This is a genomic window from Rathayibacter sp. AY1F9, assembly GCF_002932155.1.
In the GTDB taxonomy this organism is placed as follows: Bacteria; Actinomycetota; Actinomycetes; order Actinomycetales; family Microbacteriaceae; genus Rathayibacter.
Genome location: NZ_PSVA01000006.1, coordinates 37,054 through 60,830, shown reverse-complemented (window position 1 = coordinate 60,830; position 23,777 = coordinate 37,054). Strand labels below are relative to the sequence as shown.

The following is a 23,777-nucleotide window of genomic DNA, read 5'->3' as shown; positions in this document are numbered from 1 at the left end:
TACGTTTCCCGCGGGCGCGGCCGGCAGGGGTTCAGGCGGGCAGCACCGCGCGGCTCGAGAGTCCGGCTCGGGCGGCGCGGGCGTAGGCGGCGGGCAGCGCGGCCAGGAGGGCGTCGACGTCCGCGTCGGTCGAGGTGTGGCCGAGCGTCATCCGGAGCACCCCGCGGGCCTCCTCCTCGCTCCGCCCGAGCGCGAGGACCACGTGCGAGGGCTCCGGGATCCCCGCCGTGCAGGCGGACCCGGTCGAGACGGAGACGCCCGCGGTGTCGAGGAGGAAAAGGAGGGAGTCGCCCTGCGCACCGGGGAAGGCGAGGTGCGCGTTGTTGGCGACCCGGCGTCCGGAGTCGAGGGCGGGCCCGGTCAGGGTCGCCCCCGGCACGGCGGCGAGGACGCCCGCGACGAGCCGGTCGCGCAGGGCGGCAAGGCGCCGCGCCTCCGCCGACAGCTCGGCGTCCGCCTCGACCGCGGCGGCGGCGAAGGCCGCGGCGCCGGGCACGTCCTGGGTGCCGGAGCGGACGCCCCGCTGCTGTCCGCCTCCGTGCAGCACCGGGACCACGCGGGCGTCGCGAGCGAGCACGAGCGCACCGGTCGCGATCGGCCCGCCGACCTTGTGACCCGAGACGCTGACGGCGGCCAGTCCCGCGCCGCGCCCGGAGCCGGAGGCGCGGCGGATCTCGGCGATCCGCAGCGGCACGTGTCCGAGGGCGGCGACCGCGTCGACGTGGAGGGGGACGCCGGCGCGGGCGCACGCGGCCGCCAGCTCGGCGATCGGGTTGATCGTCCCGATCTCGTTGTTGACCCAGAGCACCGTGACCAGGGCGACCGAGCCGGGGTCCTCCTCCAGCGCCGCGGCGAGCGCCTCCGGCCGCAGGGTGCCCTCGTCGTCGAGAGGCAGCCACTCGAGGACGGCGCCCTCGTGCTCGGCGAGCCAGGCGGCCGAGTCGAGCGTCGCGTGGTGCTCCCCCTCGGCGACCAGGACCCGGACGCGAGCCGGGTCCTCGCTCCGGCGCTGCCAGTAGAGGCCCTTGATCCCGAGGTTGACCGCCTCGGTGCCGCCGGCGGTGAGGATCACCTCGATCGGCTCGCAGCCGAGCACCCCGGCGAGCGCCGACCGGGCGTCCTCCAGCCGGCGGCGCGCCTCCTGGCCGGAGCCGTGGACGGAGGAGGGATTGCCGCCGTGGGCGGACGCCTCCGCGAACGCGGCGAGCGCCGAGGCGCGCAGCGGGGTGGTCGCGGCGTGGTCGAGGTAGATCACAGCAGCCCTTCGTCCCGCGTCGGGGGCACGGAGGGAGCCGGTGCCCGTCACTACTGTAAGTCGCATGACCTCTCACGATCCCCTGGCCCGGCTCGGCGTGACCGTGGACGATCAGGGCGGTGAGCTGCGGGTCTGGTCCGAGAGCGCGAGCGCCGTCGATCTGCTGCTGTACGACGAGAAGGACCCGACCTGGGTGACCCGCACGGTCCCGCTGGCGCGCGACGACGCCGCGGTCTGGTCCGCGCGCTCCGATCTGCTGGCCCCCGGCCGCCGCTACGCCCTGCGCGTCGACGGGCCGACGGGCCCCCGGCACCGCTTCGACCCCCGCCGGGCCCTGCTGGAGCCGTACTCCCGCGGCCTGCACCGGGTGGCGGAGAACGAGTGGCGCTCGGTCGTCGTGGACGACGCGTTCGACTGGGGCTCCTCCCCCCGGCCCGGCACCCCGATGGACCGCACCGTGATCTACGAGGCGCATGTGAAGGGGCTGACCCGGCTGAACCCGGCGCTGCCCGTGGAGCTGCGCGGCACCTACGCCGGCCTGGCGCACGAGTCGACGGTCTCGGCGCTGCTCGATCTGGGCGTGACGGCGGTCGAGCTGCTGCCCGTGCACGCGTTCGTGTCGGAGCAGCGCCTGCTGCGGCAAGGGCTGACCAACTACTGGGGCTACAACACGCTGAACTTCTTCGCCCCGCACGCCTCGTACGCCTCCTCCACCGCGCAGCGCGGCGGACCGACCGCGGTGCTCCGCGAGTTCAAGGGGATGGTGAAGCTCCTGCACGAGGCCGGCCTCGAGGTGATCCTGGACGTGGTCTACAACCACACCGCCGAGGAGGGGCCGGGCGGGCCGATGTCGAGCCTGCGCGGGATCGACGACGCCGGCTGGTACCGCCAGACGCCCGAGGGCCACTACGTGGACGTCACCGGCTGCGGGAACACGATCGACTTCGGCCGGCCCGCGGCGCAGCGCCTCGCGTTGGACTCGATGCGCTACTGGTCGGGCGAGGTCGGGATCGACGGCTTCCGGCTCGACCTGGCCGCGACCCTCGGCCGGGACGAGATCGCGCACTTCCGGAGCGACCACCCGCTGCTGCGGGCCGCGGTCGAGGATCCGGCGCTGGCCGGCGTGAAGATGATCGCCGAGCCCTGGGACGTGGGAATGGGCGGCTGGCAGACCGGGAACTTCCCGGCCGGGTGGTCGGAGTGGAACGACCGCTACCGCGACCGCGCCCGCAACTTCTGGCTCTCGGACATCGACTACGCCCGCCGCGCCGGCACGGCCCCCGTCGGCATCGGCGGCTTCGCGACCCGGCTCTCGGGCTCCTCCAACACCTTCTCGGCGGAGCGGGGCCCCCTCGCGTCGGTCAACTTCGTCACCGCGCACGACGGCTTCACGCTGGCGGACCTGGTCTCGTACAACGTCAAGCACAACATCGGCAACGGCGAGTCGAACCGCGACGGAGCCGACACCAACCGCTCCTTCAACCACGGCTTCGAGGGCCCCACCACCGACGAGCGGATCACGCTGGCGCGGCGCAAGGCGATACGGAACCTCCTCGGCACCCTGCTGCTGTCGGCCGGCGTGCCGATGATCACGGCGGGCGACGAGACCGGGCGCAGCCAGCGCGGCAACAACAACGCCTACTGCCAGGACTCGGACCTGACCTGGGTGCGCTGGGAGGGCCTGGCCGACTGGCAGCTCGCGCTCCGCGCGCACACGCGCACCCTGCTGCGCCTGCGGCGTGAGCACCCGGCGCTGCGTCCCTCCCGCTACGGCAGCGGCGACGCGAGCGAGCCGGGCGCCACGACCATGACGTGGTTCGACGCCCACGGGCGCGGGATGAGCGAGCACGACTGGACCTCCGCCGCCAACCGGACGCTGCAGTACCTCGCGGCCTCGACGCCGGTCGAGGGCGAGCCGGACCGTGTCCTGCTGGTGGTGCACGGCGTCGAGCAGGACACCACGGTGGTGCTCGCCGACGGCGAGGGGGTCACCGGCTACACGCGCCTGTGGAACAGCGAGGAGCCGGAGCCGCTGGAGCACGGCGAGTCGTTCGAGCCGGGGCAGGTCATCCGCGTGGCCGGCACCTCGATGCAGCTCTTCGCCGCGCACGGGCCGGCGGCCGAGCAGGACGCCTGATGGCGAGGAGCGGGCCGGGGACCCCGGCGACCGTCGCGCTGACGGCGGCGGGCGTCCCCTTCACTCCCCGCCAGTACCGGCACGACCCGGCCACGACGCGCTACGGGCTCGAGGCGGCCGAGGCGCTCGGCGTCGAGCCGGAGCGCGTGTTCAAGACCCTGATGGTCGACGTCGACGGCGAGCTCGTGGTGGGCGTCGTGCCCGTCACCGGCTCGCTCGGGCTGAAGGAGCTCGCGGCCGCGGTCGGAGGCAGGCGGGCGGCGATGGCCGACCCCGTGCTGGCCCAGCGCCGGACCGGCTACGTGCTCGGCGGCATCTCGCCGCTCGGGCAGAGGACGCGGCACCGCACCGTGATCGACGAGACCGTCGAGCTCCACGACACGGTGCTCGTCTCGGGCGGGCGCCGGGGCTTCGACATCGAGCTCGCCCCCGCCGACCTCGTCGCCGCGACGGCCGCCCTCCTCGCCGACATCGCGCGCTGACCCCTGCTCCCCCGCCGTCCTCCTCCGGGCGCCGTTTCGCTCCGTGCGCCGTCCTCCTCCCGCGAGATCCCACTCCGGTCCGCGAGGCGCCGAGGAAGGCGCACCGGAGCGGCATCTCGCGGAGAGGGACCGGGCGGGGTCAGCCGGCGGCGGCGGCCAGGCCCAGCTCGGCGGAGCGGGCCAGGAGGGGATGCCGCGGCACGACGCGGACGGTGTAGCCGAAGGAGCCGCTGCGGTCGAGGGTGACCACTCCGGCGTAGGGCACGCGCCCGACCGCGTCGGCGGGCACCACGGCACCCGACTCCTCGACCACCTCGAGCTCGTGGTGGCGGACCTCGGTGAGCGAGCCGTCAGCGGACGTCGTCCCGTAGACGACCTCGACCGAGACGTCCGCCGGCGAGAGCTCCCCCAGGCGCACGCCCGCCCGCACGGCGAGCCGGTCCCCGCGCTGGGGCACCGCGTCGATCCCGCCGGACTCGACGGACGCGACCGCGACCCCGGGCCAGCCGGCGCGGACCCGCCGCTTCCAGCTCGCCAGCTCCTTGGCCGGCTCGAAGTGGTCGGCGGCGACCGCGCGCCCTGCCTCGGCGGCCGGCGAGTAGAGCGCCTCGACGTACTGGCGCACCATCCGCTCGGCGGAGACCTCGGGCGAGAGGGTCGCGAGGGTGTGCCGGATCGACCGCACCCACCGACGGGGCACTCCGTCGTGATCGCGCTCGTAGTAGCGCGGCACGACCTCGGTCTCGAGCAGCTCGTAGAGCGCCTCGGCCTCGAGCGTGTCGCGGGCCTCCGGGTCGAGCGCGCGGTCGGAGGAGGGGATCGCCCAGCCGTTCTCGCCGTCGAAGTACTCGTTCCACCAGCCGTCGAGGATCGAGAGGTTGAGCGAGCCGTTGAGCGCCGCCTTCATCCCGGAGGTGCCGCACGCCTCGAGCGGGCGCAGCGGATTGTTGAGCCAGACGTCGGTGCCCGGGTAGAGCAGCTGCGCCATCGCGATGTCGTAGTCCGGCAGGAAGACGATCCTGCGGCGCACGTCCGGCTCCTGCGCGAAGCGGACGAGCCGCTGGATCAGGCGCTTCCCCTCCTCGTCGGCCGGGTGCGACTTGCCCGCGATGACGATCTGGATCGGGTGCTGCGGGTGGGTGAGCAGCGCGCGCAGACGCTCGGGGTCGTGGAGCATCAGGGTCAGCCGCTTGTAGGTCGGCACCCGCCGCGCGAAGCCGATGGTGAGCACGTCCGGGTCCAGCAGCTCGTCCAGCCAGGCCGGCGGGAGGCCGCCCGGGTTCTGCTCGCGCCAGGAGCGGGCGGCCCGGCGGCGGGCGTCCCGCACCAGCTGCTCCCGCATCGCCCGGCGCGCGGCCCACAGCTCGGTGTCGCCGAGCGCGCCCGAGGCCCAGTCGGCCCGCGTCGTGTCGTCGGTGCCGAGCCGCTCCTCCGCGAGCCGCCGGAGGATCGGATCGGTCCACGTGGCCGCGTGGACGCCGTTCGTCACCGAGCCGATCGGCACCTCCGCCGTCTCGAAGCCGGGCCAGAGGCTCGAGAACATCGAGCGGCTGACCTCGCCGTGCAACGTCGAGACGCCGTTGGAGCGCTGCGCGAGCCGCAGGCCCATGTACGCCATGTTGAACGCCGTCCCGGAGTCCCCCGGCTCGGCGCCCAGCGCGAGCACGTCCTCGACCTGCACGCCCGGGAGCAGCTCCGTGGAGAAGTACTCCTCGATCATCCCGCGGTCGAAGCGGTCGATGCCCGCCGGCACCGGAGTGTGCGTGGTGAAGACCGTGCTCGCCCGCACCACCTGGAGAGCCTGGTCGAAGTCCAGGCCCGCGCCGATCAGGCCGGAGATGCGCTCGAGCCCCTGGAAGCCGGCGTGCCCCTCGTTGGTGTGGAACACCTCCGGGAGGACGCCGCCCGAGACCTCGGCCCAGAGCTCGAGCGCGCGGACCCCGCCGATGCCCAGCAGCAGCTCCTGCAGCAGGCGGTGCTCGCCCCCGCCGCCGTAGAGGCGGTCGGTGACGGAACGGAGCGAGTCCTCGTTCTCGGGGATGTCGGTGTCGAGCAGGAGGAGGGTCACCCGGCCGACCTCCGCGCGCCAGACCCGGGCGTAGAGCGCGCGTCCCTCGGGGAGCGCCAGCACGATGCGGGCGGGCGAGCCGTCGGCGAGACGGACGACGCGCAGCGGCAGCCCGTCGGGATCGAGCGAGGGGTAGGACTCGAGCTGCCAGCCGTCGGCGGAGAGCTTCTGCGAGAAGTAGCCCGACCGGTAGAAGAGGCCCACGCCGGTGAGCGGCACGCCCAGGTCCGAGGAGGCCTTCAGGTGGTCGCCGGCGAGGATGCCGAGTCCGCCGGAGTACTGGGGCAGCGCCGCCGCGATCCCGAACTCCGGCGAGAAGTAGGCGATCGAGCGCGGGGCGGACTCCGGCAGCGACTGGTACCACCGCGGCTCGGTGCGGTAGCGCTCCAGCTCGTCGCGGAGGCGCCACGCCTCGTCGACGAAGCCCTGGTCCCCCGCCAGCTCGGCGAGGCGCTCGGGGCTCACCGCTCCGAGCAGGGCGGTGGGGTCCGCTCCCCCGCTCCGCCACAGCTCCGCATCGACCCGCTCGAACAAGCGCCGGGCGGGCTCGTGCCAGGCCCAGCGCAGATTGCCCGCCAGATCGCCCAGAGCCGAGAGCTCGGGCGGGAGGACGGAGCGGACGATGAAGCGGCGGATCGCCTTCACGGCACCCCTCGACTCTCTGCGGACCCCGGAGCGCCCGGTCGCGGAGCACCGGGGCGGTCGCGCTCGGTCACCCTAGCGGACCCCGACCACCGCGGATCGGCGGGACGCGGACCCGCCGCGACCCTCCGGCACGCGCTCCCCGGGTCCGTTTGCACAGGCCCGAGCGCGGGCGCAACCGTCGTGTGCGAGCCGCCGCCGGTCGCTACTGTCGTGACGTGGCTCAGATACCTTTCGGCAAGGCTCAGAACGGCAAGGACGCACGGCGAGCGGGTCGCGGACGCGCACCCCAGGAGGCGTCGGCGCCTCCCGAGACGGCCGCTCCGGCGCCCGCCGCCGCTCCCGAGGCGACTCCTGCTCCCCCCGCGGCCGACAGTGCTCCGGCCGCCCCGGTGACCGCGGACGCACCCGACGCGTCGACGGCGACCGCGACGACCGGGAGCGGCTACCGCGTCCGGGCCGAGCGACTGCCGATCATCGACCCGCAGCCGCGGCTCGAGGACGACCGCTGGCCCGCGAAGGCGTTCGTCGGCGAGGTCGTCCCCTTCGCCGCCACGGCCTTCCGCGAGGGGCACGACCTCATCGGCGTCGACCTCCTGCTGCGCTCGCCGTCCGGGGCCGAGTCGGAGCACCGCATGTCGCTCCTCGCGACCGGCACCGACCGCTACGGGCGCCTCGTGGCCCTCGACGAGGAGGGCGATTGGAGCTACCGCATCCGCGCCTACGCCGACGACTGGGCGACCTGGCTCCACACGGCCGAGGTCAAGATCCCGGCCGGCCTGGACATCGACGTCACCTTCGCCATCGGCGAGGGCCTGCTGCGCAGCGGCGCCGACGACTCCTTGCGGCCCGAGGGCGAGCGCGGCCTGCTCTCCGACACCGCCGCCCGCGTCGGTGACACCACGCTGAGCGCCGAGGAGCGCCTCGCCGCGGCGACCGATCCCGCCGTCCACGGCGCGCTCGACGCCCGCCCGGTGATGAGCCTCACCAGCGTCTCGGAGCCGCGCACCGTCCACGTCGAGCGCACCCGCGCCGGCGTCGGCGCCTGGTACGAGTTCTTCCCCCGATCCGAGGGCGCCGTGCGCCACGAGGACGGGACCGTGACCAGCGGATCCTTCCGCACCGCGATCGACCGCCTCCCCGCTGTGGCCGCGATGGGCTTCGACGTGCTCTACCTGCCGCCGATCCACCCCATCGGCCGCTCCTTCCGCAAGGGCCCGAACAACACGCTCGACGCCGGCGAGAACGACCCCGGCTCGCCGTGGGCGATCGGCTCGGCCGAGGGCGGCCACGACGCGATCCACCCGGACCTCGGCACCGAGGACGACTTCCGCGCCTTCCACGCCGCGGTCGAGGCCGCGGGCCTCGAGCTCGCCCTCGACTTCGCCCTGCAGGCCTCGCCCGACCATCCCTGGGTCACCAGCCACCCCGAGTGGTTCACGACGCTCCCCGACGGCTCGATCGCCTACGCCGAGAACCCGCCGAAGAAGTACCAGGACATCTACCCGATCAACTTCGACAACGACCCCGAGGGCATCCGTCAGGAGTCGCTGCGGGTCCTGCGGCACTGGATCGACCTGGGCGTGCGGATCTTCCGCGTCGACAACCCCCACACGAAGCCGCTCGACTTCTGGGAGTGGATCATCCACGAGGTCAACGCCGAGCACCCCGAGGTCGTCTTCCTCGCGGAGGCGTTCACCCGCCCCGCGATCATGCGCGCGCTCGGCAAGGTCGGCTTCCAGCAGTCGTACTCGTACTTCACCTGGCGCAACACCAAGGAGGAGCTCGGCGAGTTCTTCACGAGCATCTCCCACGAGACGGCCGACTACATGCGGCCGAACCTCTTCGTGAACACTCCGGACATCCTCACCGAGTACCTCCAGTACGGCGGCCGCTCGGCGTACAAGGTGCGGGCGGCCCTGGCCGCGACCGCGTCGCCGCTGTGGGGGGTCTACGCCGGCTACGAACTGGTCGAGAACGTCGCTCGCCCCGGCGCCGAGGAGAACATCGACAACGAGAAGTACGAGTACAAGACGCGCGACTGGGCCGGCGCCGAGGAGTCGGGCCGCTCGCTGGCGCCGTACATCACGCGTCTCAACGAGATCCGGCGCTCGCACCCCGCACTCGGGCAGCTGCGGAACCTGCACGTGCACGGCAGCGACGACGACGCGATCCTCGTCTACTCCAAGCACCTGCAGGCCGCGTTCACGGGCACCGGGACCGACGACACGATCATCGTCGTCGTCAACACCGACCCGCACTCGGCCCGCGAGACCACGGTCCACCTCGACCTGCCCGCGATCGGGCTCGACTGGAGCGCGACCTTCGAGGTCGAGGACCTGATCACCGGCGCCGTCTGGACCTGGGGCAGCGACGACTACGTGCGGCTCGACTCGTTCGTCGAGCCCGTGCACATCCTGAGCGTGAAGGCGGACGAGCGATGAGCGGAACCACCCCCGAGGGCACGAGCCCGGCCGAGGAGGCGGGCCTCGGCGCGCACGCCGAGACGGTCCCCACGACGGGCACCAGCTCGGCGACCACCTCCGGCCACGGCGCGCACGTCGCCGACGCGGCGTCCGACGCACGACAGCACCCCGGAGCGGACGGCGAGAACGCGCGCAGCTACGCGGTCGAGACGGTCCCGGAGGCGCCTCAGCCGGTCGCGGGCGACGACGCCGTGACCGTCGAGCGCGACGCCGACGCCGCGGAGTCCGCTCCGGTCGGCAGCGGGGCCGAGGGCGACCTGCCCGACGACACGGACGCCGCCGATTCCGTCGCAGCGGACAGCGCCGCTCCCGTCGAGACGACCGCGGACCCCGCATCCGCTTCGGGCCCCGTCGACGGCACCGCTGCGATCGCGCTGCCCGACATCCCCGAGTGGGTGCTGCAGCAGCTCGCCACCGGCAGCAACGCGCTCCCCCACGACGTCCTGGGCCAGCACCTCGTCGCGGCCCCCGGCGTCTCCGACCCGGTGACGGTCGTCCGCGTGCGCCGCCCGCTCGCCGAGAAGGTCGCCGTGGTGCTCGCCACCGGCGCCCGCGTCGAGCTCAGCCACCTCAGCGACGGGATCTGGCAGGGCTTCCACGTCCTCGGTCCGCAGGCGTACACCGTCGAGGCCCGCTACGGCGGCGGCGGCGAGTGGACCGCGGAGGACCCCTACCGCTTCTCGAAGACGGTCGGTGACTTCGACCTCTACCTCATCGGCGAGGGCCGCCACGAGCGCCTCTGGGAGGCGCTCGGTGCCCGCCACCGCGAGCACGAGGGGGTCTGGGGCACGAGCTTCGCCGTCTGGGCCCCGCACGCCCAGGCCGCTCGGGTCGTCGGCGACTTCAACGACTGGAACGGCGAGGGCCACTCCCTCCGCAACCTCGGGACGACCGGGGTCTGGGAGATCTTCGTCCCGGGCGTCGAGCCCGGAGCCTCCTACAAGTTCGACCTGCTCTCGCGCGACGGCCACTGGGTCCGCAAGGCCGACCCGATGGCCCGCGCCACGGAGGTGCCGCCTGCGACCGCCTCGAAGGTCCCCGTCTCGCACCACCAGTGGGGCGACTCCGGCTGGATGGAGAAGCGAGCCTCGGTCGATCCGCACACGCAGCCGCTCAGCGTCTACGAGATGCACCTCGGCTCCTGGCGTCCGGGACTGGGCTACCGCGACCTCGCGGACCCGCTGATCGAGTACGTCACCGAGCTCGGCTTCACGCACGTGGAGTTCATGCCGCTCGCCGAGCACCCGTTCGGCGGCTCCTGGGGCTACCAGGTCACCGGCTACTACGCCGCCTCGAGCCGCTTCGGCACGGCCGACGACCTCAAGTACCTGATCGACCGTCTGCACCAGGCCGGCATCGGCGTCATCGTCGACTGGGTGCCCGGGCACTTCCCCAAGGACGACTTCGCCCTCGCCCGCTTCGACGGCGAGCCGCTCTACGAGCACCCGGACTGGCGCCGCGGCGAGCAGATGGACTGGGGCACCTACGTCTTCGACTTCGGGCACACCCAGGTGCGCAACTTCCTCGTCGCGAACGCCCTGTTCTGGCTCGAGGAGTTCCACGTCGACGCCCTGCGGGTGGACGCCGTCGCCTCGATGCTCTACCTCGACTACTCCCGCAAGGAGGGCGAGTGGCTGCCGAACCAGTACGGCGGACGCGAGCACCTCGAGGCGATCAGCTTCCTCCAGGAGGTCAACGCCACGGCCTACAAGCTGCACCCCGGCATCATGATGATCGCCGAGGAGTCGACGAGCTGGCCCGGCGTCACCCAGCCCACCAGCTCCGGCGGCCTCGGCTTCGGGCTCAAGTGGAACATGGGCTGGATGCACGACTCGCTCGACTACATGGCGAACGATCCGCTGTGGCGCCAGTACCACCTGGGCGAGATCACCTTCTCGTTCGTCTACGCCTTCAGCGAGAAGTTCGTCCTGCCGATCAGCCACGACGAGGTCGTGCACGGCAAGGGCTCGCTGATCCAGAAGATGCCGGGCGACCACTGGCAGCAGCTCGCGAACGTGCGCGCCTACCTCGCCTTCATGTGGGCGCACCCCGGCAAGCAGCTCCTCTTCATGGGCCAGGAGTTCGGCCAGTACTCCGAGTGGAGCGAGGAGCGCGGTCTGGACTGGTGGATCCTCGATCAGCCGAGCCACCGCGGTCTCTGGAGCCTCGTCGGTCAGCTGAACCGCGTGTACCGCGACTCGCCGTCGCTCTGGGAGCTCGACCACGAGCAGTCGGGCTTCGAGTGGATCGACGGCGGCGCGGCGGCGGCCAACGTCGTCTCGTTCCTGCGCAAGGACAGCGAGGGTCGCCCGATCGCCGTCATCGCCAACTTCTCGGGCTCGCCCGTGCACGGCTACCGCGTGAGCCTGCCCACGGCCGGCCGCTGGGAGGAGCTCGTCAACACGGACGCCGAGATCTACGGCGGCAGCGGAGTCGGGAACTTCGGAGCGGTCGAGGCTCGCGAGGAGCCGTGGGCCGGCCGCCCGGCTTCCGCCGAGCTGGTCCTGCCCCCGCTGGCCGTGCTCTACCTGCGACCTGCCGACTGATCGGTCCCCGCACGGAAGAGGCCGCCCGCCGCGACGATCGTCGCGAGCGGGCGGCCTCTCGGCGTTCCGGTCGGCGTCAGTAGAGCAGGCCGGTGAGCCGGGCCCGAGCCTTGTTGACGCGCGGGTCGGTCTGACCGACGATCTCGAAGAGCTCCAGGAGACGAGCCCGGACGGCGGCCTTCCCCTCGGCGTCGAGGCGCGGGAACATCGAGAGCAGCCGGTCGAAGGCGTCCTCGACGTGGCCGCCAGAGACGTCCAGGTCGGCGACGGCGAGCTGCGCGTCGAGGTTCGACGGCTCGGCTGCGGCGGTCGAGCGGATGTCGTCGAGCGTGCGGCCCTGGAGGCGGGCCAGCAGCCGCACCTGCGCGAGACCGGCGACCGCGAGGTCGTCGCGCGGGTTCTGCGCGATGGCGGTCTCGTACTCGGTGATCGCCGCGGCGTAGTCGCCCCGGTCGATCGCGTCGTAGGCCTCCTGGTGGTGCGGCGGCAGCGGCTCCGTCTCGGGCTCCGCGCCCTCGGCGGGAGCGGCTCCCTCCACCGGCACCGTGCCCGTCACACCGTTCTGAGCGGCGAGCTGGAGGACCTGCTCGAGCAGGTCGCGCAGCTGCTCCTCGGCGACGAGGCCGCTGAACAGGGGCACCGGGCGGCCGCCGATGATCGCGGCGACCGTCGGCACGGACTGCACCTGGAACGCCTGCGCCAGCTGCGGGCTCGACTCCACGTCGACCCCGACGAGCACGAACGCGCCGGCGTACGAGACGACGACCTTCTCGAGCAGCGCGGTCATGCTCTGGCTCTGGTCCGACCAGGAGCCGCGCAGGTCGACGATCACCGGCACGCGCGACGAGAGCTGGACCACCTGGTCGAACTCGGCGTCGCCGGCGGTCAGCAGCAGCGGATTCGCGCCGGGCGCGCCTCCGGGAGCGGCGGGCGCGGCCGGGGCGCCGGCGGAGGCGGCGGGCGGGGTGCGGCGGTTCACCAGCGACGAGAGGTCGACGGCGCCGCGGAGGTTTCCGGGCAGGGGCGGGACGGTGCTCACGGCAGCTGCACCACCGAGACGAGTCCCTGGCTCCATCCGAGCATCACGATCTTCTCCTCCGATCCGACGGGCGGTACGTAGAACAGCAGTTGGTATCCGTAGGTGGTCTCGATGCCGGTCGTCGACTTGTCCGTGCCCAGCAGGGTCTGCGAGGCGCCGGAGGTCGAGACGGTCGAGCCCTCGGCAGTGGGGCGGACGGTCGACGTCTCGGCGATGCTCGCCGCGACGAGGGCCCCCGAGTCGTTCGTCGCGAGCGCGATCGTCGGCGACGTGCCGGCGGCGTTCGAGAACTCGATCGAGGCGGTGTCCGGCAGCGCCTCGCGGTCGGCGTTCTTCTTGTCGACGCCGACCTGCCCCCGGAGGGTGTCGCCGTCGGCCGCGAAGAGCTCGGCGTACTGGCTCGAGTCGCCGTTGGCGAGCACGTCCGCGTACGCGGAGCCGACGGTCTGCGGGGCGAGCTTCATCAGGCGCGAGTCGGGCGCCACGATCGACGTGCCGACGGTGACGGGCGCGACGTCGGGGATGCGCGCGTTGGCCTCGAGCGAGATGGCGTAGTCGACCTTGTAGTCGACGCGCGGGCTCGCCTGGCTCATCATCAGCGCGATCGGGGCCTGGGTGGAGTCCGTCGAGTTCTGCACGACGGCGGTCACCAGGCGCGGCCACGACTCCGTGTCCTGCGGGAGCACCAGGCTCACCGGGGAGGCCGGGATCGTCTGCGGCGGGTCGATCGTCCCGCCCTTGGCGACGACGTCGTAGTTGGTGGTGCGCTCGGTGAGCGCCTCGCCCTGGAAGCGCTCGGCGAGGATCCCGGCGTCCCGGGCGGCGTCGGCGCGCGACGCGACATCGGCGACCTCGGCGACGACGGCCTCCGCCTGCTGCGTGGTGACCACGGGGGTCGGCTCGGCCGAGACCGGCTCTGCCCCCGCGGTCGCCGTGGCGGACGCGGTCGGCGCCTCGCTCGCGCCCGCGGCGAGATCCGGCCAGTAGTCGGAGCTGCAGCCGGAGAGGAGGACCGTCGTCCCGAGGACGACGGGCAGCACCAGGGCGGCCCGGCGGCGCGAGGGCGCCGGCGACGCCGTGGAGGCCTGGATCCCGGCACGCGGCCGGGGGCGGCGGGCACCGCGGGGGATCCGACCCTGCGGTCCCTTCCGGCGCGGGCCGTGCTGGCGGCGCAGGTGGACGAAGGCCCAGATGTAGAGGACGAGGCCGAGGAGGAGGAACACGGCTCCTCCGAGCAGCAGCGGACCGGCGAGGGGCGTCGCGGTGTCCACGGGCCAGCTGACGCGCACGGAGTCGGCTGCCGGCGCGGTGCCGTCGCTCGCGATGAGGATGGAGACGTCCTCCGGCACGTCGAGCGCCAGGGTCACGCTGCCGCTCCCCTCGAACTCCTCGAGCCAGAGGTCGGAGCCGCGCGGATCGACGACCGCCGCGTCGGCGGTCTCGACGTCGGAGGAGAGCTGGACGCGCTCGCCCGTCTCCTCCGCGGAGGTGAGGGTGTCGTCGGCGCGCTCGTAGCCGATGGCGTCGTAGCTCGAGCCGCCCACCCAGCCCAGCACGTCGGAGGTCCGGGCGTAGGCGACGACGAGGTCGCCGCTGCCCTCGACCGTGATCGTCTGGCGTCCCGGGTTGGCGCCCAGGGTGCTGCCGTCGATCACCGCGTAGGGAGCGGAGGAGTCGAGCGCGGTCTCGGCGGTGAGGGACTCCGGAGGAGCCCAGACCGTCCGCTGACCGATGCCGAGCACGATCATCGCGGCAGCGATGACGGTGGCGATGATGGCGAAGACGAACCGCACGAAAGAACTCCTCCTGCGTTGCCGGATCGGGGTGACGGCCGGGGCCGGCTCGGGGTACGCAGCCGGACCGGGGCGCGACGGCAACAGACAAAGACAGTCCACGATAGCCGATGCCCTCCCTTTGATGCCCGGGAGAAGCCGAGAGTGCGGCCCGAGCGGCGCGCGGTGCGGGTGTCGCCCCGGCCGCGGCCTCCCTGCTGAATACACTTTCCCAGTGCCGCGAGCCCCACCGCGGTCCTGCTCTGAAGGAGACGACGTGGCGAACGACGAGGCCGAATTCACCCAGGTGTTCCGTGGCTACGACCGGGACGAGGTCGACAAGGCCGTCCAGGGCCTGCGCCGCGAGCTCATCCACTCGAACACCCAGGCGGCCGAGAGCGGCCGCGAGGTGAAGCGCCTGTCCTCCCGGATCGAGGGCCTCGAGAAGGAGCTGCAGCAGGTCGGCACTCCCACCTACGCCGGCCTGGGCGCCAAGCTCGAGCACACCCTGCGCGTGGCCGAGGAGCAGTCCGAGCGGATCATCGCCCAGGCCGAGAACGACGCCTCCGCCCTCCGCCGATCCACCCGCGACGACGGCGACCGCATCCTCCAGGAGGCGCGCGACGAGGCCGAGCGCCTGGTGACCGAGGCGCGCCGCCGTGCTGACCGGACCCGCGACGAGTCCGAGGCGCAGGCCGCGGCGACGCTCGGCAAGGCCGCCGACGACCGCGACGTGATGACGCAGGACGCCGTCCGCGAGGCCGCCGCGATCCGCGGCACCGTGGCGACCGAGGCCGCCGAGACCCGCGCCACCGCGAAGCGCGAGGCCGCCGCGATCCGCTCCGAGGCCGAGCGCGAGGCCGCGGAGATGCGCGCCGTCGCCGCCCGCGAGATCGAGGTCGCCCGCGCCGAGGCCGCCCGCCTCGCCCAGGCCAACGAGCTCCTGCGGGCCGAGGTCGCCTCCGAGGTGGACCGGCTCCGGGCGGCCGTCGAGGCCGAGGTCGCCCAGGCTCGCGCGGCGGTCGAGGCCGAGGTGCTCTCGACCCGCGCCGCGCTCGACGCCGAGGTCGCCGCAGTCCGCGCCGAGGGCGCGCGCGAGATCGCCGACCAGCGCACCCGGCTCACCCAGGAGCGCGCCGAGGCCGTCGCCGTGCTCGACGCCGAGCTGGCGGGCCTGCGCGCCGCGTCCGCCGACGAGGCCGCTGCGCTCTCGCGCGAGGTCGAGCAGGCCCGGATCGACCTGGTGGTCGAGCTCGCCGCGCGCCGCGAGGAGGCCGACCGCGACGACCTGCTCCGCCACCAGGAGGCCGTCGCGCAGACCCAGCGCTACCTCGACGAGTCGAACCTGCAGCTCGCCGACGCCATCCGACGCGCGAACGACAAGCGCCTCGAGGCGGACGCCCTCCGCAGCGACGCCCTCGACGACACGACACGACTGCGCCGGAAGGCCCAGGACGACTCCGACGCCCTCCTCGACGACGCGCGCGACCAGGCGCAGAAGCTCGTCGCGGACGCGGAGCGCCGCAGCCGCGAGCTGATGGACACCGCCGAGCGGCGCCTCGACGAGATCCGCACCGAGCGCGACGCGATCGCCGGCTACGTGTCCGGACTGCGCGGGCTCATCGGCCACATCGACGGACTCGCGGACGACAGCGACGGCGACGGCTCCGACGGCAGCGGCTCTGACGGCGACGGCTCCGACGGCGGCTCGTCCGGCCGCTAGGCGGTCGCTAGGCGGTCGCTAGGCGGTCGCTGGGCGGGCGGGCTCAGCCGAGCTCGCCCGCCCACTCCGTCGGCAGCGGGGACGAGGCGGGCGCGACCACGCGCACGATCTCGTCGAGGACGCGCCGGGTCTGCGCCTCGCCGACCCAGAGGTGCTTCCCGCCCTCCACAGCGACGAGGTCCAGCTGCGGCACGCTCGCGAAGCGCTCGGCGGCCGCCTCCGGCCGCAGGTAGTCGTCGAACTCCGGGACGAGCGCCACGAGCGGGCGGCCGTCCTCGCCCCAGGCGGCGACCTCATCCGCGCTCGTGCGGTGCAGCGGCGGCGAGAGCAGGATCGCTCCCTCGACGGGGTGCTCCCTCCCCCACTTCAGCGCGAGCTCGGTGCCGAAGGACCAGCCGACCAGCCAGGGGTGCGGCAGTCCGCGGTCCGCGACGAGGGCCAGGGCTGCGGCGACGTCGGCGCGCTCCTCGATGCCGTGTCCGAACGCGCCCTCGCTCGTGCCGCGCGGCGACGCGGTGCCGCGGGTGTTGAAGCGGAGGACCGCCAGGTCGGCGAGCGCGGGCAGCCGGGCGGCGGCCTTCCGCAGGATGTGCGAGTCCATGAAGCCGCCGTGGGTGGGCAGCGGATGCAGGGTGACCAGGGTCGCGACCGGCTCGTGCTCCAGGGGCAGCGCGAGCTCCCCCACCAGGGTCAGGCCGTCGGAGGTGTGCAGCTCGACGTCCTCGCGGCGGGCGGGGAGGACGACGCCTCCGCGGATCTCGTGTGTCATCGTGCTCCTCGGATTCTCCAGCAGTGCGTGTGCCAGTGGCGGCGGCCGGCCAGGTCGGCCGCGTCGCCGAGCGCGCCGTCGGCCCGCCAGGTGACCAGGTGCGGCTGGCCGATGTCGATGGTGAGCCCGCAGCCCGGGCAGAGGTAGTTCTTCACGGCCCGCGCTGCGGAGACGGGCTGGACGTTCCACTCCCGGCCGGCGTGCGACTCGGTGCGCCGGAAGCCGGCGAGCATCTGCGAGAGGTCGCGCTGCTCGTCGTCGTCGTCACGGCGGCCGCCCCGGGGTCTGTTGCTGCGCGGCATCTCCCCAGTCTAGGAGGCCGCCGCCGTGCCCCTTCCGTCAGTGGGAGCTGTCGTCCATCTCGAGCCGGGTCTCCTCGGCGTCGAGCATCAGCTGCGCCCGCCGCAGCGTCCGCGAGGAGTAGACCCCGCGCCCCCGGGCGTCCAGCAGTGCCTCCCGCTCGGCGAGCAGGACCGCTCGGCGCAGCCGCAGGTACTGCGCGTGCGGGCCGAGCGGCGCGTCCTCCGCGCGGCCGACCTGTTCCCACGCCACCTGCGAGCGGGTCAGAGTGTCGCGGCGCACGCGCTCGAGGACGCGCTCGCCCGCCTCGCCGTCGGGCAGCTCCGCCACCGCCTCGGGGAGGGCCTGGATGCCCGTGGCCGCGACCTCGTCGAGCAGCGTCGCGAGCTCGCGGCGGTCGGCCTCTCCGTCGGTGCCCTGGATGCCGGTGAGCCGGATCAGCGCCGGGAGCGTCGCACCCTGCAGGAGCAGCGTCACGACGGCGACGGTGAAGGCGATCAGGATCAGCTGGGAGCGGTAGGGAGTCTCGTCCGGCAGCGACTGGGCCGCGGCGAGCGTGACCACGCCGCGCATCCCGGACCAGGACAGGACGACTCCTCCGCGCCAGCCGAACGCCTCGCTCGTGGTCGCGGCCAGATCGGTCTCGCGCCGGAGGTAGAGCCGCTCCGCTCTCACCTGCCGCCGCCGGAAGCGCTCGTCGCTGGTGGCGCTGTTGCGCAGTCGCATGAGGCCCACCGCCAGCCGCCGGTTGATCCGCTCCGCCCGCCGACCGGAGCTGCGCAGCCACAGGAGCAGCGGCCACACGAAGAGGGCCCGCAGCACGATCAGGATGACCACGGTGGCCAGACCCAGCAGCACCGCGGTGCCCACTCCGAACTCGCCCGGGTCCACGACCCCGGAGACGATCGCCTTGATCTCGGCGCCCATGAGCAGGAAGACGCCGTTCTCGAGCAGGAACTGCGCCGTCCGCCAGTTCACCCGCTCGCTGATCCGCGACTGCGGCGAGAGGAAGCGCGCGCTGTTGTGCCCCGTGTAGATCCCGGTGACCACGACGGCGAGCACCCCGGACGCGCCCAGCTCCTCGGCCGGGATGTAGGCCAGGAACGGCACGGCGAAGGACACGGCGGTGTCGAGCACCGGGTCCCGCAGCTTCGAGCGCACGAAGACGGTGAGCACGCCCATCACCAGTCCGAGGACGATCGCCATCAGGACGGAGTAGACGAAGAGGACCCCCACCTCGCCCACGTCGATCGCGTCGGACGTGACGGAGGCGCCGACCACGGCCGCCGCAGCCGTCGCGGCGCGCAGCAGCACCAGCGCCGACGCGTCGTTCACGAGGCTCTCGCCCTCGAGCACCGTCACCAGGCGGGGCGGGAGTCCGAGCTTCTTGCCGATCGAGGTCGCTGCCACCGCGTCGGTCGGGCTCACGACGGCGCCCAGAGCGATCGCTGCGGGCAGGCTCAGATCGGGGAACACGAGGTAGAGGAAGCCGCCCACCACGAGGGCGGTCACGACGACCAGCAGCACCGAGAGCCCGAAGATCGAGCGCAGGTTCCGCCGGAAGTCGGTGAGGGGCACCTGGATCGCGGCCGAGTACAGCAGCGGCGGCAGCACGCCCGCGAGGATCAGCTCAGGCTCGACCTCGATGTCCGGGACCCCGGGGAGGTAGGACGCGCCGATACCGATGACGACCAGGAGCAGCGGTGCGGCGATCCCGAGGCGGCTCGAGAACCGCGCGACGGTGACGACCGTGATGATCCCGACGACCCCGAGCAGCGCGTAATCCACGGCACCAGGGTAGCGAGAGCCTCAGCCCGCCGGACGCGGTGCCGAGCGGAGGGGAACGATCAGTACCAGCCGACCGACTCGGAGTGGGCCCAGGCACCGCAGGGCGAGCCGTAGCGGCCGGAGATGTAGCCGAGGCCCCAGGTGATCTGGGTGCTCGCGTTGGTCGCCCAGTCGGAGCCGGCCGTCGCCATCTTGCTGCCGGGGAGTGCCTGCGGGATGCCGTAGGCACCGCTGGACTTGTTCTCGGCGTAGACGTTCCAGCCGGACTCGCGGTTCCAGAGGAGGACGAGGCAGTCGTACTCGCTGTCGGCCCAGCCGCGCTGCACGATCATGTCGTACGCGATGGCCTTCGCGGATCCGGGATCCGGAGCGGCGGCGCGCTGGACGGGAGCGGCGGTCTCGGCCTCGGCGGAGCCCGACTCCTCCTCGTCGGCGCTCGCGGAAGCGGTCTGAGTCTCGGTCGGAGTGGGCGTCGGGGTCGGAGTGGGCGTCGGCTTCGCCTCGGCGCCGAACGAGTCGCGCTGGACGGTCCGCTCGACGGCGTCCGCGACGACGAGTCGCTGCGCGGAGTCGCCGTTGAAGCGCGCCGGGGCCTGGTAGTAGGGGGACGCGACCGCGCCGCTGGACGGATCGACGACGTTCACCATGGCGAACGCGATCGACGCCGTGAAGGCCAGCACCGTCACCGGGATCCGAGCCCAGGAGCGCCGCACCGGGGTCTGGTGCGGGACCGCCGGGCGACCGCTGGTGCGGTTCGCGGGCGTGTGGGCGACGGAGGTCTGAGGATGCTGAGCCACGATTACGAAAGCATAACGGACGATGACCTGATCGGCCAGCAGATCCGGCTCCGGTCAGCGGACCGCCAGCATCACGTCGACGACCGTGTCGAGCAGCAGGTCGACCTGCGCCTCGGCGTACCCGCCGCGCTGCGGGGCGAAGGAGACGGTCCGCACGTCGTCCACGGTCAGCACCGATCCGTCGCGGAAGTAGCCGGAGATCCGGTCGGAGAAGGCGTCGACCTGGCGGATGTTGTAGCCCGTCGTGAGAGCGCCGGCCCGGGTGAACCGCTCGCGGGGAGCGCGGGCCAGCCGGTTCACGATCTCCTGGGCCGTCGACCGCGCGTCCGCGAGCCACGCCTCCTCGCCCCGGGCCGCGATCGCGTACTGGCGCTCCCGCAGGGCGAAGGCGTCCTCGAGGCGCTCGAGCGCCGCATCGACGTGGGGCGCGGAGTAGCCGCCCTTGCGCAGGGTGAACGCGGTGTGGCGCAGGTCGGCGGCGCGGAGGTCCGCCGGTCCCCCGGAGAGCTGCGAGTAGGCCTCGCGCGCCGACGCGAGGAAGGAGTCGACCTCGGCCGTGTCGTAGCCGGGACGGGACTCGCGGGCTCGGGGGAAGGGAGCGGTCATCCCGACATCATGCCAAGCCGCGCGCCGGGAGCGGAATCGGCACGCCCCGGTGAGGCGTGCGCTCAGTGGGCGAAGAGGAAGTACAGCACGTAGGCCGCTGCGGCCGACGGCAGGATCGAGTCCAGTCGGTCGAGGACTCCCCCGTGGCCGGGCAGCCAGGAGCTCATGTCCTTGATGCCGATGTCGCGCTTGATCAGCGACTCGGCGAGGTCGCCGAGCGTCGCGGTGAGGAGCACCACGGCCCCGAACACCGCGCCGACCCACCAGGGCTGGCCGAGCATCAGCAGGGCGAGCAGGACGCCGACGACGATCCCCGCGACGGCCGCACCGGCGAACCCCTCCCAGGTCTTCTTCGGGCTGATCCGCGGTGCCATCGGGTGCTTGCCCCAGGTGAGTCCGCTCACGTAGGCGCCGGTGTCGACGACGATCACGAGCACCAGGAACGCGAACGCCCAGAGCTGGCCGCCGGGCTCGGCGACGAGACGGATCGCGAAGGCGCCGAGGAAGATCGTGTAGCCCTGGACGAACGCGCCGAGGCCGATGTCGAGGGCGAGGTCCCTCCGGCTGGAGGCGGTGCGCCGGAAGAGCTGCTCCCCCAGCCGCCAGAGGCCGACGAGGACGGATCCGCCGAGGACCGTGGCCCACGCGGCGCCGAGGCCGCCGTAGTAGGCGGCCGGCACGGCGACGACCGCCACGATCCCGGTCGGGATGCGCGGGATGTCGCGACCGGCGTGGCGCAGGGCGTTCGAGAGCTCCAGCGCCGCGAGCAGCACCACCACCCCCGCGAGCACCATGAAGAGCTCCTTGACCAGGAGGAGGCTGACGACCATCGCGCCGCCGCCGAGGAGTCCGATCGCGGTCGCCGACACGAGGTTCCGGCCCGAGCGCGCGGTGAGACGGTCGTTCGTCGCCTCGAGCTGGGCGCGGGTCGCCTCGAGCTGGCGCTCGACGTCGGCCCGGCCCTGCTGGGCGCGCGCACGCAGTGCGTCGCGGGTGACCATCCGGGATCCCCGGGCACCCGGGACGTGCGGAGACGGTCTCTTCTCGCCGCCCTCGGGTCCTTCGGGGATCTCGGGCACCGCTACACCTCGAGCAGTTCGGATTCCTTGCGCTTGAGCGCCTCGTCGATCGCGTCAACGTGCTGCTTCGTGAGCGCCTCGAGCTCCTTCTCGCCGCGGGCGAGCTCGTCGTCGCCGATGTCGCCCTTCAGCGCGTCGAGGTCGTCCTTGCCCTTGCGGCGGATGTTGCGCACCGCGATCTTGGCGTCCTCGGCCTTGGTGCGGACGATCTTGACGAACTCCTTGCGGCGCTCAGCGGTGAGCTCCGGCAGGGTCACGCGGATGATCGTGCCGTCGTTGGTCGGGTTCGCGCCGAGGTTCGGCATGTCCCGGATGGCCTGCTCGATGTCGCGCAGCGAGCCCTTGTCGTAGGGCGTCAGGACGAGTGTGCGGGCCTCCTGGTTCTGCATCGAGGCGAGCTGCGACAGCGGCGTCGGGGTGCCGTAGTAGCTCACCAGCACCTTCTGGAACATGCCGGGGTTCGCGCGTCCGGTGCGGACCGTGGAGAAGTCCTCCTTGGCGACCTCGACGGCCTTGCCCATCTTGGTCTTCGCGTCGGCCAGTACATCCGAGATCACAGGGAGCTCCTTAAGAGAGGGAAGTGGTCAGTCTAGTTCGAGACGAGCGTGCCGAGCTCGGCACCGCGGATGGCCTTCGCGACGTTGCCCGAGGGCTCCATGCCGAAGACCTGCATCGGCATGCCGTTGTCCATGCAGAGGCTGAACGCGGTGGAGTCGACCACCTTGAGGCCCCGCTGGAGCGCCTCCTGGTAGGTCAGCGCATCGAGCTTCTTCGCGTCGGGGTTCGTCCGCGGGTCGGCGTCGTACACGCCGTCCACACCGTTCTTGGCGACGAGGACCACTTCGGCGTGCGTCTCGAGCGCGCGCTGCGCGGCGACCGTGTCGGTCGAGAAGTACGGGAGTCCGGCGCCGGCGCCGAAGATGACGACGCGGCCCTTCTCCATGTGCCGGATCGCCCGGCGGGGGATGTAGGGCTCCGCGACCTGCGTCATCGCGATCGCTGACTGCACGCGCGTCTCGGCGCCCGCCTGCTCGAGGAAGTCCTGGAGGGCGAGGGCGTTCATCACCGTGCCCAGCATGCCCATGTAGTCGGCCCGGCCGCGGTCCATGCCGCGCTGCGAGAGCTCGGCTCCGCGGAAGAAGTTGCCGCCGCCGACGACCACCGAGATCTCCACCTCGGTCGCGGCATCGGCGATCTCGCGCGCCAGGGCGCTGATCACGTCAGGGTTCACGCCGAGCGTGCCGGCTCCGAACGCCTCCCCCGACAGCTTCAGAAGCACCCTGCGGCGCTTGCCCGTCGTCATCGCATCCGTCTCCGTCATGGACGTTTCCTCCCGTAGACCCGTACAAACCTATCCCGCGCGGAGCGGGCCCCGCGACCACGCCCGGGACCGCCCCGGGCAGAGCGAAGGGAGCCCGGGTCGACTGAACGACCCGGACTCCCTCCTGCAGTGCTGTTAGGCGCCGACCTTGAAACGGGCGAAGCCCGACACGGTCAGGCCCGCGTCGCTCAGGACCTTGCTGACGGACAGCTTGTTGTCCTTCGCGTAGTCCTGGTCGAGCAGGGCGACCTGCTTGAAGTACGCGTTCACGCGTCCCTCGATGATCTTCGGCAGGGCGGCCTCGGGCTTGCCCTCGCCGCGCGAGATCTCCTCGACGATGCGGCGCTCGTTGTCGACCTCGGACTGCGGCACGTCCTCGCGCGAGAGGTAGGACGGGTTCGCGAACGAGATGTGCTGGGCGACGGAGCGCGCGGTCTCGGCGTCCTCACCCGCGTAGCCGACGACCACGCCGACCTGCGGGGGCAGGTCCTTGTTCGTCTTGTGGAGGTAGATCGCGAAGTGCTCGCCCGAGACGGAGGCCACGCGGCGCAGCTCCACCTTCTCGCCGAGGATCGCGGCCTCGTCGTTGATGAGGTCGGCGACGGTCTTGCCGTCGGCGGGGGCCGCGAGGGCCTCCTCGACCGTGGTGGAGCCGGCGGCGACCACCGCGGCGAGCACGGCGTCGGCGAGGGCGATGAACTTCGTGCCCTTGGCGACGAAGTCGGTCTCGCAGGCGAGCTCGATCATCGTGGCGACGCCGTCCTTCTCGGCGGCGGCGACGAGGCCCTCGCTCGTCGAGCGGTCGGCGCGCTTCGCGTTGCCCTTGGCGCCCTTGAGGCGGAGGATCTCGACCGCCTTGTCCAGGTCGCCGTCGGCCTCGACCAGCGCGTTCTTCGTGTCGACCATGCCGGTACCGAGCTGCTCGCGCAGCGTCTTGACGTCAGCGAGGCTGAAATTTGCCATGTTC

Annotated in this window: 18 protein-coding genes; 5 read left to right on the top strand and 13 right to left on the bottom strand. The window is 72.9% G+C overall.

The features are described from left to right. Positions 1-31: 31 nt before the first annotated feature. Positions 32-1,321, bottom strand: a complete 1,290-nt coding sequence (locus tag C5C37_RS05955) for a cysteine desulfurase family protein (protein WP_104338637.1) — start codon at positions 1,319-1,321, stop codon at positions 32-34. Between C5C37_RS05955 and glgX the strand changes: the two genes are divergently transcribed. Both glgX and ybaK read left to right on the top strand, forming a co-directional pair. Beyond that, on the top strand, positions 1,320-3,392 hold the full coding sequence (glgX, locus tag C5C37_RS05950; RefSeq protein WP_104338636.1) for a glycogen debranching protein GlgX: 2,073 nt from the start codon (positions 1,320-1,322) through the stop codon (positions 3,390-3,392). The two genes, C5C37_RS05955 and glgX, sit on opposite strands and share 2 nt — an antisense overlap. Continuing rightward, positions 3,392-3,874 carry a Cys-tRNA(Pro) deacylase gene (ybaK, locus tag C5C37_RS05945; protein ID WP_104226855.1) on the top strand — a complete coding sequence of 161 codons (483 nt, stop codon included), beginning with the start codon at positions 3,392-3,394 and terminating at the stop codon, positions 3,872-3,874. Before glgX ends, ybaK begins: the two co-directional genes overlap by 1 nt. A 139-nt stretch (positions 3,875-4,013) precedes the next feature. Here the strand turns inward: ybaK and glgP are convergent, their stop codons facing one another. After that, complete coding sequence (gene glgP, locus C5C37_RS05940; RefSeq protein WP_104333647.1) at positions 4,014-6,587, bottom strand: alpha-glucan family phosphorylase; 2,574 nt, start codon at positions 6,585-6,587, stop codon at positions 4,014-4,016. Between the two features lie 470 nt (positions 6,588-7,057). Here glgP and C5C37_RS05935 point away from each other — a divergent pair, with 470 nt between their 5' ends. After that, the gene (locus C5C37_RS05935; RefSeq protein WP_258065892.1) at positions 7,058-9,028 is read left to right on the top strand and encodes an alpha-1,4-glucan--maltose-1-phosphate maltosyltransferase; all 1,971 of its coding nucleotides are present in this window, start codon (positions 7,058-7,060) and stop codon (positions 9,026-9,028) included. Next, on the top strand, positions 9,025-11,616 hold the full coding sequence (gene glgB, locus C5C37_RS05930; protein WP_104338635.1) for a 1,4-alpha-glucan branching protein GlgB: 2,592 nt from the start codon (positions 9,025-9,027) through the stop codon (positions 11,614-11,616). The genes C5C37_RS05935 and glgB overlap by 4 nt, the downstream gene beginning before the upstream one ends. Before the next feature lie 76 nt (positions 11,617-11,692). Here glgB and C5C37_RS05925 read toward each other — a convergent pair whose 3' ends face one another. Further along, positions 11,693-12,655, bottom strand: coding sequence for a tetratricopeptide repeat protein (locus C5C37_RS05925; RefSeq protein WP_104338634.1), 963 nt, complete (start codon positions 12,653-12,655; stop codon positions 11,693-11,695). Continuing rightward, positions 12,652-14,448, bottom strand: a complete 1,797-nt coding sequence (locus tag C5C37_RS05920) for a hypothetical protein (RefSeq protein ID WP_104338633.1) — start codon at positions 14,446-14,448, stop codon at positions 12,652-12,654. Before C5C37_RS05920 ends, C5C37_RS05925 begins: the two co-directional genes overlap by 4 nt. Before the next feature lie 256 nt (positions 14,449-14,704). Here C5C37_RS05920 and C5C37_RS05915 point away from each other — a divergent pair, with 256 nt between their 5' ends. After that, positions 14,705-16,150 carry a DivIVA domain-containing protein gene (locus C5C37_RS05915; protein ID WP_104247620.1) on the top strand — a complete coding sequence of 482 codons (1,446 nt, stop codon included), beginning with the start codon at positions 14,705-14,707 and terminating at the stop codon, positions 16,148-16,150. A gap of 43 nt (positions 16,151-16,193) precedes the next feature. On the opposite strand, the gene C5C37_RS05910 is transcribed toward C5C37_RS05915, so the two are convergent. The 9 genes from C5C37_RS05910 to tsf all read right to left on the bottom strand — a co-directional run bounded on the left by C5C37_RS05910 (position 16,194) and on the right by tsf (position 23,773). Beyond that, the gene (locus tag C5C37_RS05910) at positions 16,194-16,919 is read right to left on the bottom strand and encodes an alpha/beta hydrolase (RefSeq protein WP_104338632.1); all 726 of its coding nucleotides are present in this window, start codon (positions 16,917-16,919) and stop codon (positions 16,194-16,196) included. Next, a complete protein-coding gene (locus C5C37_RS05905; RefSeq protein ID WP_181027199.1) occupies positions 16,916-17,221 on the bottom strand; it encodes a hypothetical protein in 306 nt (101 codons plus the stop codon). The genes C5C37_RS05910 and C5C37_RS05905 overlap by 4 nt, the downstream gene beginning before the upstream one ends. 37 nt (positions 17,222-17,258) lie before the next feature. After that, positions 17,259-19,007, bottom strand: coding sequence for a sodium:proton antiporter (locus tag C5C37_RS05900; protein ID WP_104338631.1), 1,749 nt, complete (start codon positions 19,005-19,007; stop codon positions 17,259-17,261). A 59-nt stretch (positions 19,008-19,066) separates the two neighbouring features. Next, positions 19,067-19,804 carry a lytic transglycosylase domain-containing protein gene (locus C5C37_RS05895; protein WP_258074054.1) on the bottom strand — a complete coding sequence of 246 codons (738 nt, stop codon included), beginning with the start codon at positions 19,802-19,804 and terminating at the stop codon, positions 19,067-19,069. A 54-nt stretch (positions 19,805-19,858) separates the two neighbouring features. Continuing rightward, a complete protein-coding gene (locus tag C5C37_RS05890) occupies positions 19,859-20,410 on the bottom strand; it encodes a DivIVA domain-containing protein (protein ID WP_104250532.1) in 552 nt (183 codons plus the stop codon). Positions 20,411-20,472: 62 nt separating this feature from the next. Beyond that, positions 20,473-21,411, bottom strand: coding sequence for a phosphatidate cytidylyltransferase (locus C5C37_RS05885; protein ID WP_104338629.1), 939 nt, complete (start codon positions 21,409-21,411; stop codon positions 20,473-20,475). A gap of 80 nt (positions 21,412-21,491) precedes the next feature. Next, on the bottom strand, positions 21,492-22,046 hold the full coding sequence (frr, locus tag C5C37_RS05880; protein ID WP_104232499.1) for a ribosome recycling factor: 555 nt from the start codon (positions 22,044-22,046) through the stop codon (positions 21,492-21,494). Between the two features lie 32 nt (positions 22,047-22,078). Further along, on the bottom strand, positions 22,079-22,792 hold the full coding sequence (gene pyrH / locus C5C37_RS05875; RefSeq protein WP_374954039.1) for a UMP kinase: 714 nt from the start codon (positions 22,790-22,792) through the stop codon (positions 22,079-22,081). 153 nt (positions 22,793-22,945) lie between these two features. After that, the gene (gene tsf, locus C5C37_RS05870; protein ID WP_104223895.1) at positions 22,946-23,773 is read right to left on the bottom strand and encodes a translation elongation factor Ts; all 828 of its coding nucleotides are present in this window, start codon (positions 23,771-23,773) and stop codon (positions 22,946-22,948) included. Positions 23,774-23,777 lie beyond the last annotated feature (4 nt).

What these genes read in the sequence shown, in the direction of transcription:
- glgX (WP_104338636.1), top strand. Translation starts at nt 1,320, where the DNA reads ATGACCTCTCACGATCCCCTGGCCCGGCTCGGCGTGACCGTGGACGAT.
- C5C37_RS05955 (WP_104338637.1), bottom strand. Translation starts at nt 1,321, where the DNA reads ATGCGACTTACAGTAGTGACGGGCACCGGCTCCCTCCGTGCCCCCGAC.
- ybaK (WP_104226855.1), top strand. Translation starts at nt 3,392, where the DNA reads ATGGCGAGGAGCGGGCCGGGGACCCCGGCGACCGTCGCGCTGACGGCG.
- glgB (WP_104338635.1), top strand. Translation starts at nt 9,025, where the DNA reads ATGAGCGGAACCACCCCCGAGGGCACGAGCCCGGCCGAGGAGGCGGGC.
- C5C37_RS05910 (WP_104338632.1), bottom strand. Translation starts at nt 16,919, where the DNA reads ATGACACACGAGATCCGCGGAGGCGTCGTCCTCCCCGCCCGCCGCGAG.
- C5C37_RS05905 (WP_181027199.1), bottom strand. Translation starts at nt 17,221, where the DNA reads ATGCCGCGCAGCAACAGACCCCGGGGCGGCCGCCGTGACGACGACGAC.
- C5C37_RS05890 (WP_104250532.1), bottom strand. Translation starts at nt 20,410, where the DNA reads ATGACCGCTCCCTTCCCCCGAGCCCGCGAGTCCCGTCCCGGCTACGAC.
- C5C37_RS05885 (WP_104338629.1), bottom strand. Translation starts at nt 21,411, where the DNA reads ATGGTCACCCGCGACGCACTGCGTGCGCGCGCCCAGCAGGGCCGGGCC.
- pyrH (WP_374954039.1), bottom strand. Translation starts at nt 22,792, where the DNA reads ATGACGACGGGCAAGCGCCGCAGGGTGCTTCTGAAGCTGTCGGGGGAG.
- tsf (WP_104223895.1), bottom strand. Translation starts at nt 23,773, where the DNA reads ATGGCAAATTTCAGCCTCGCTGACGTCAAGACGCTGCGCGAGCAGCTC.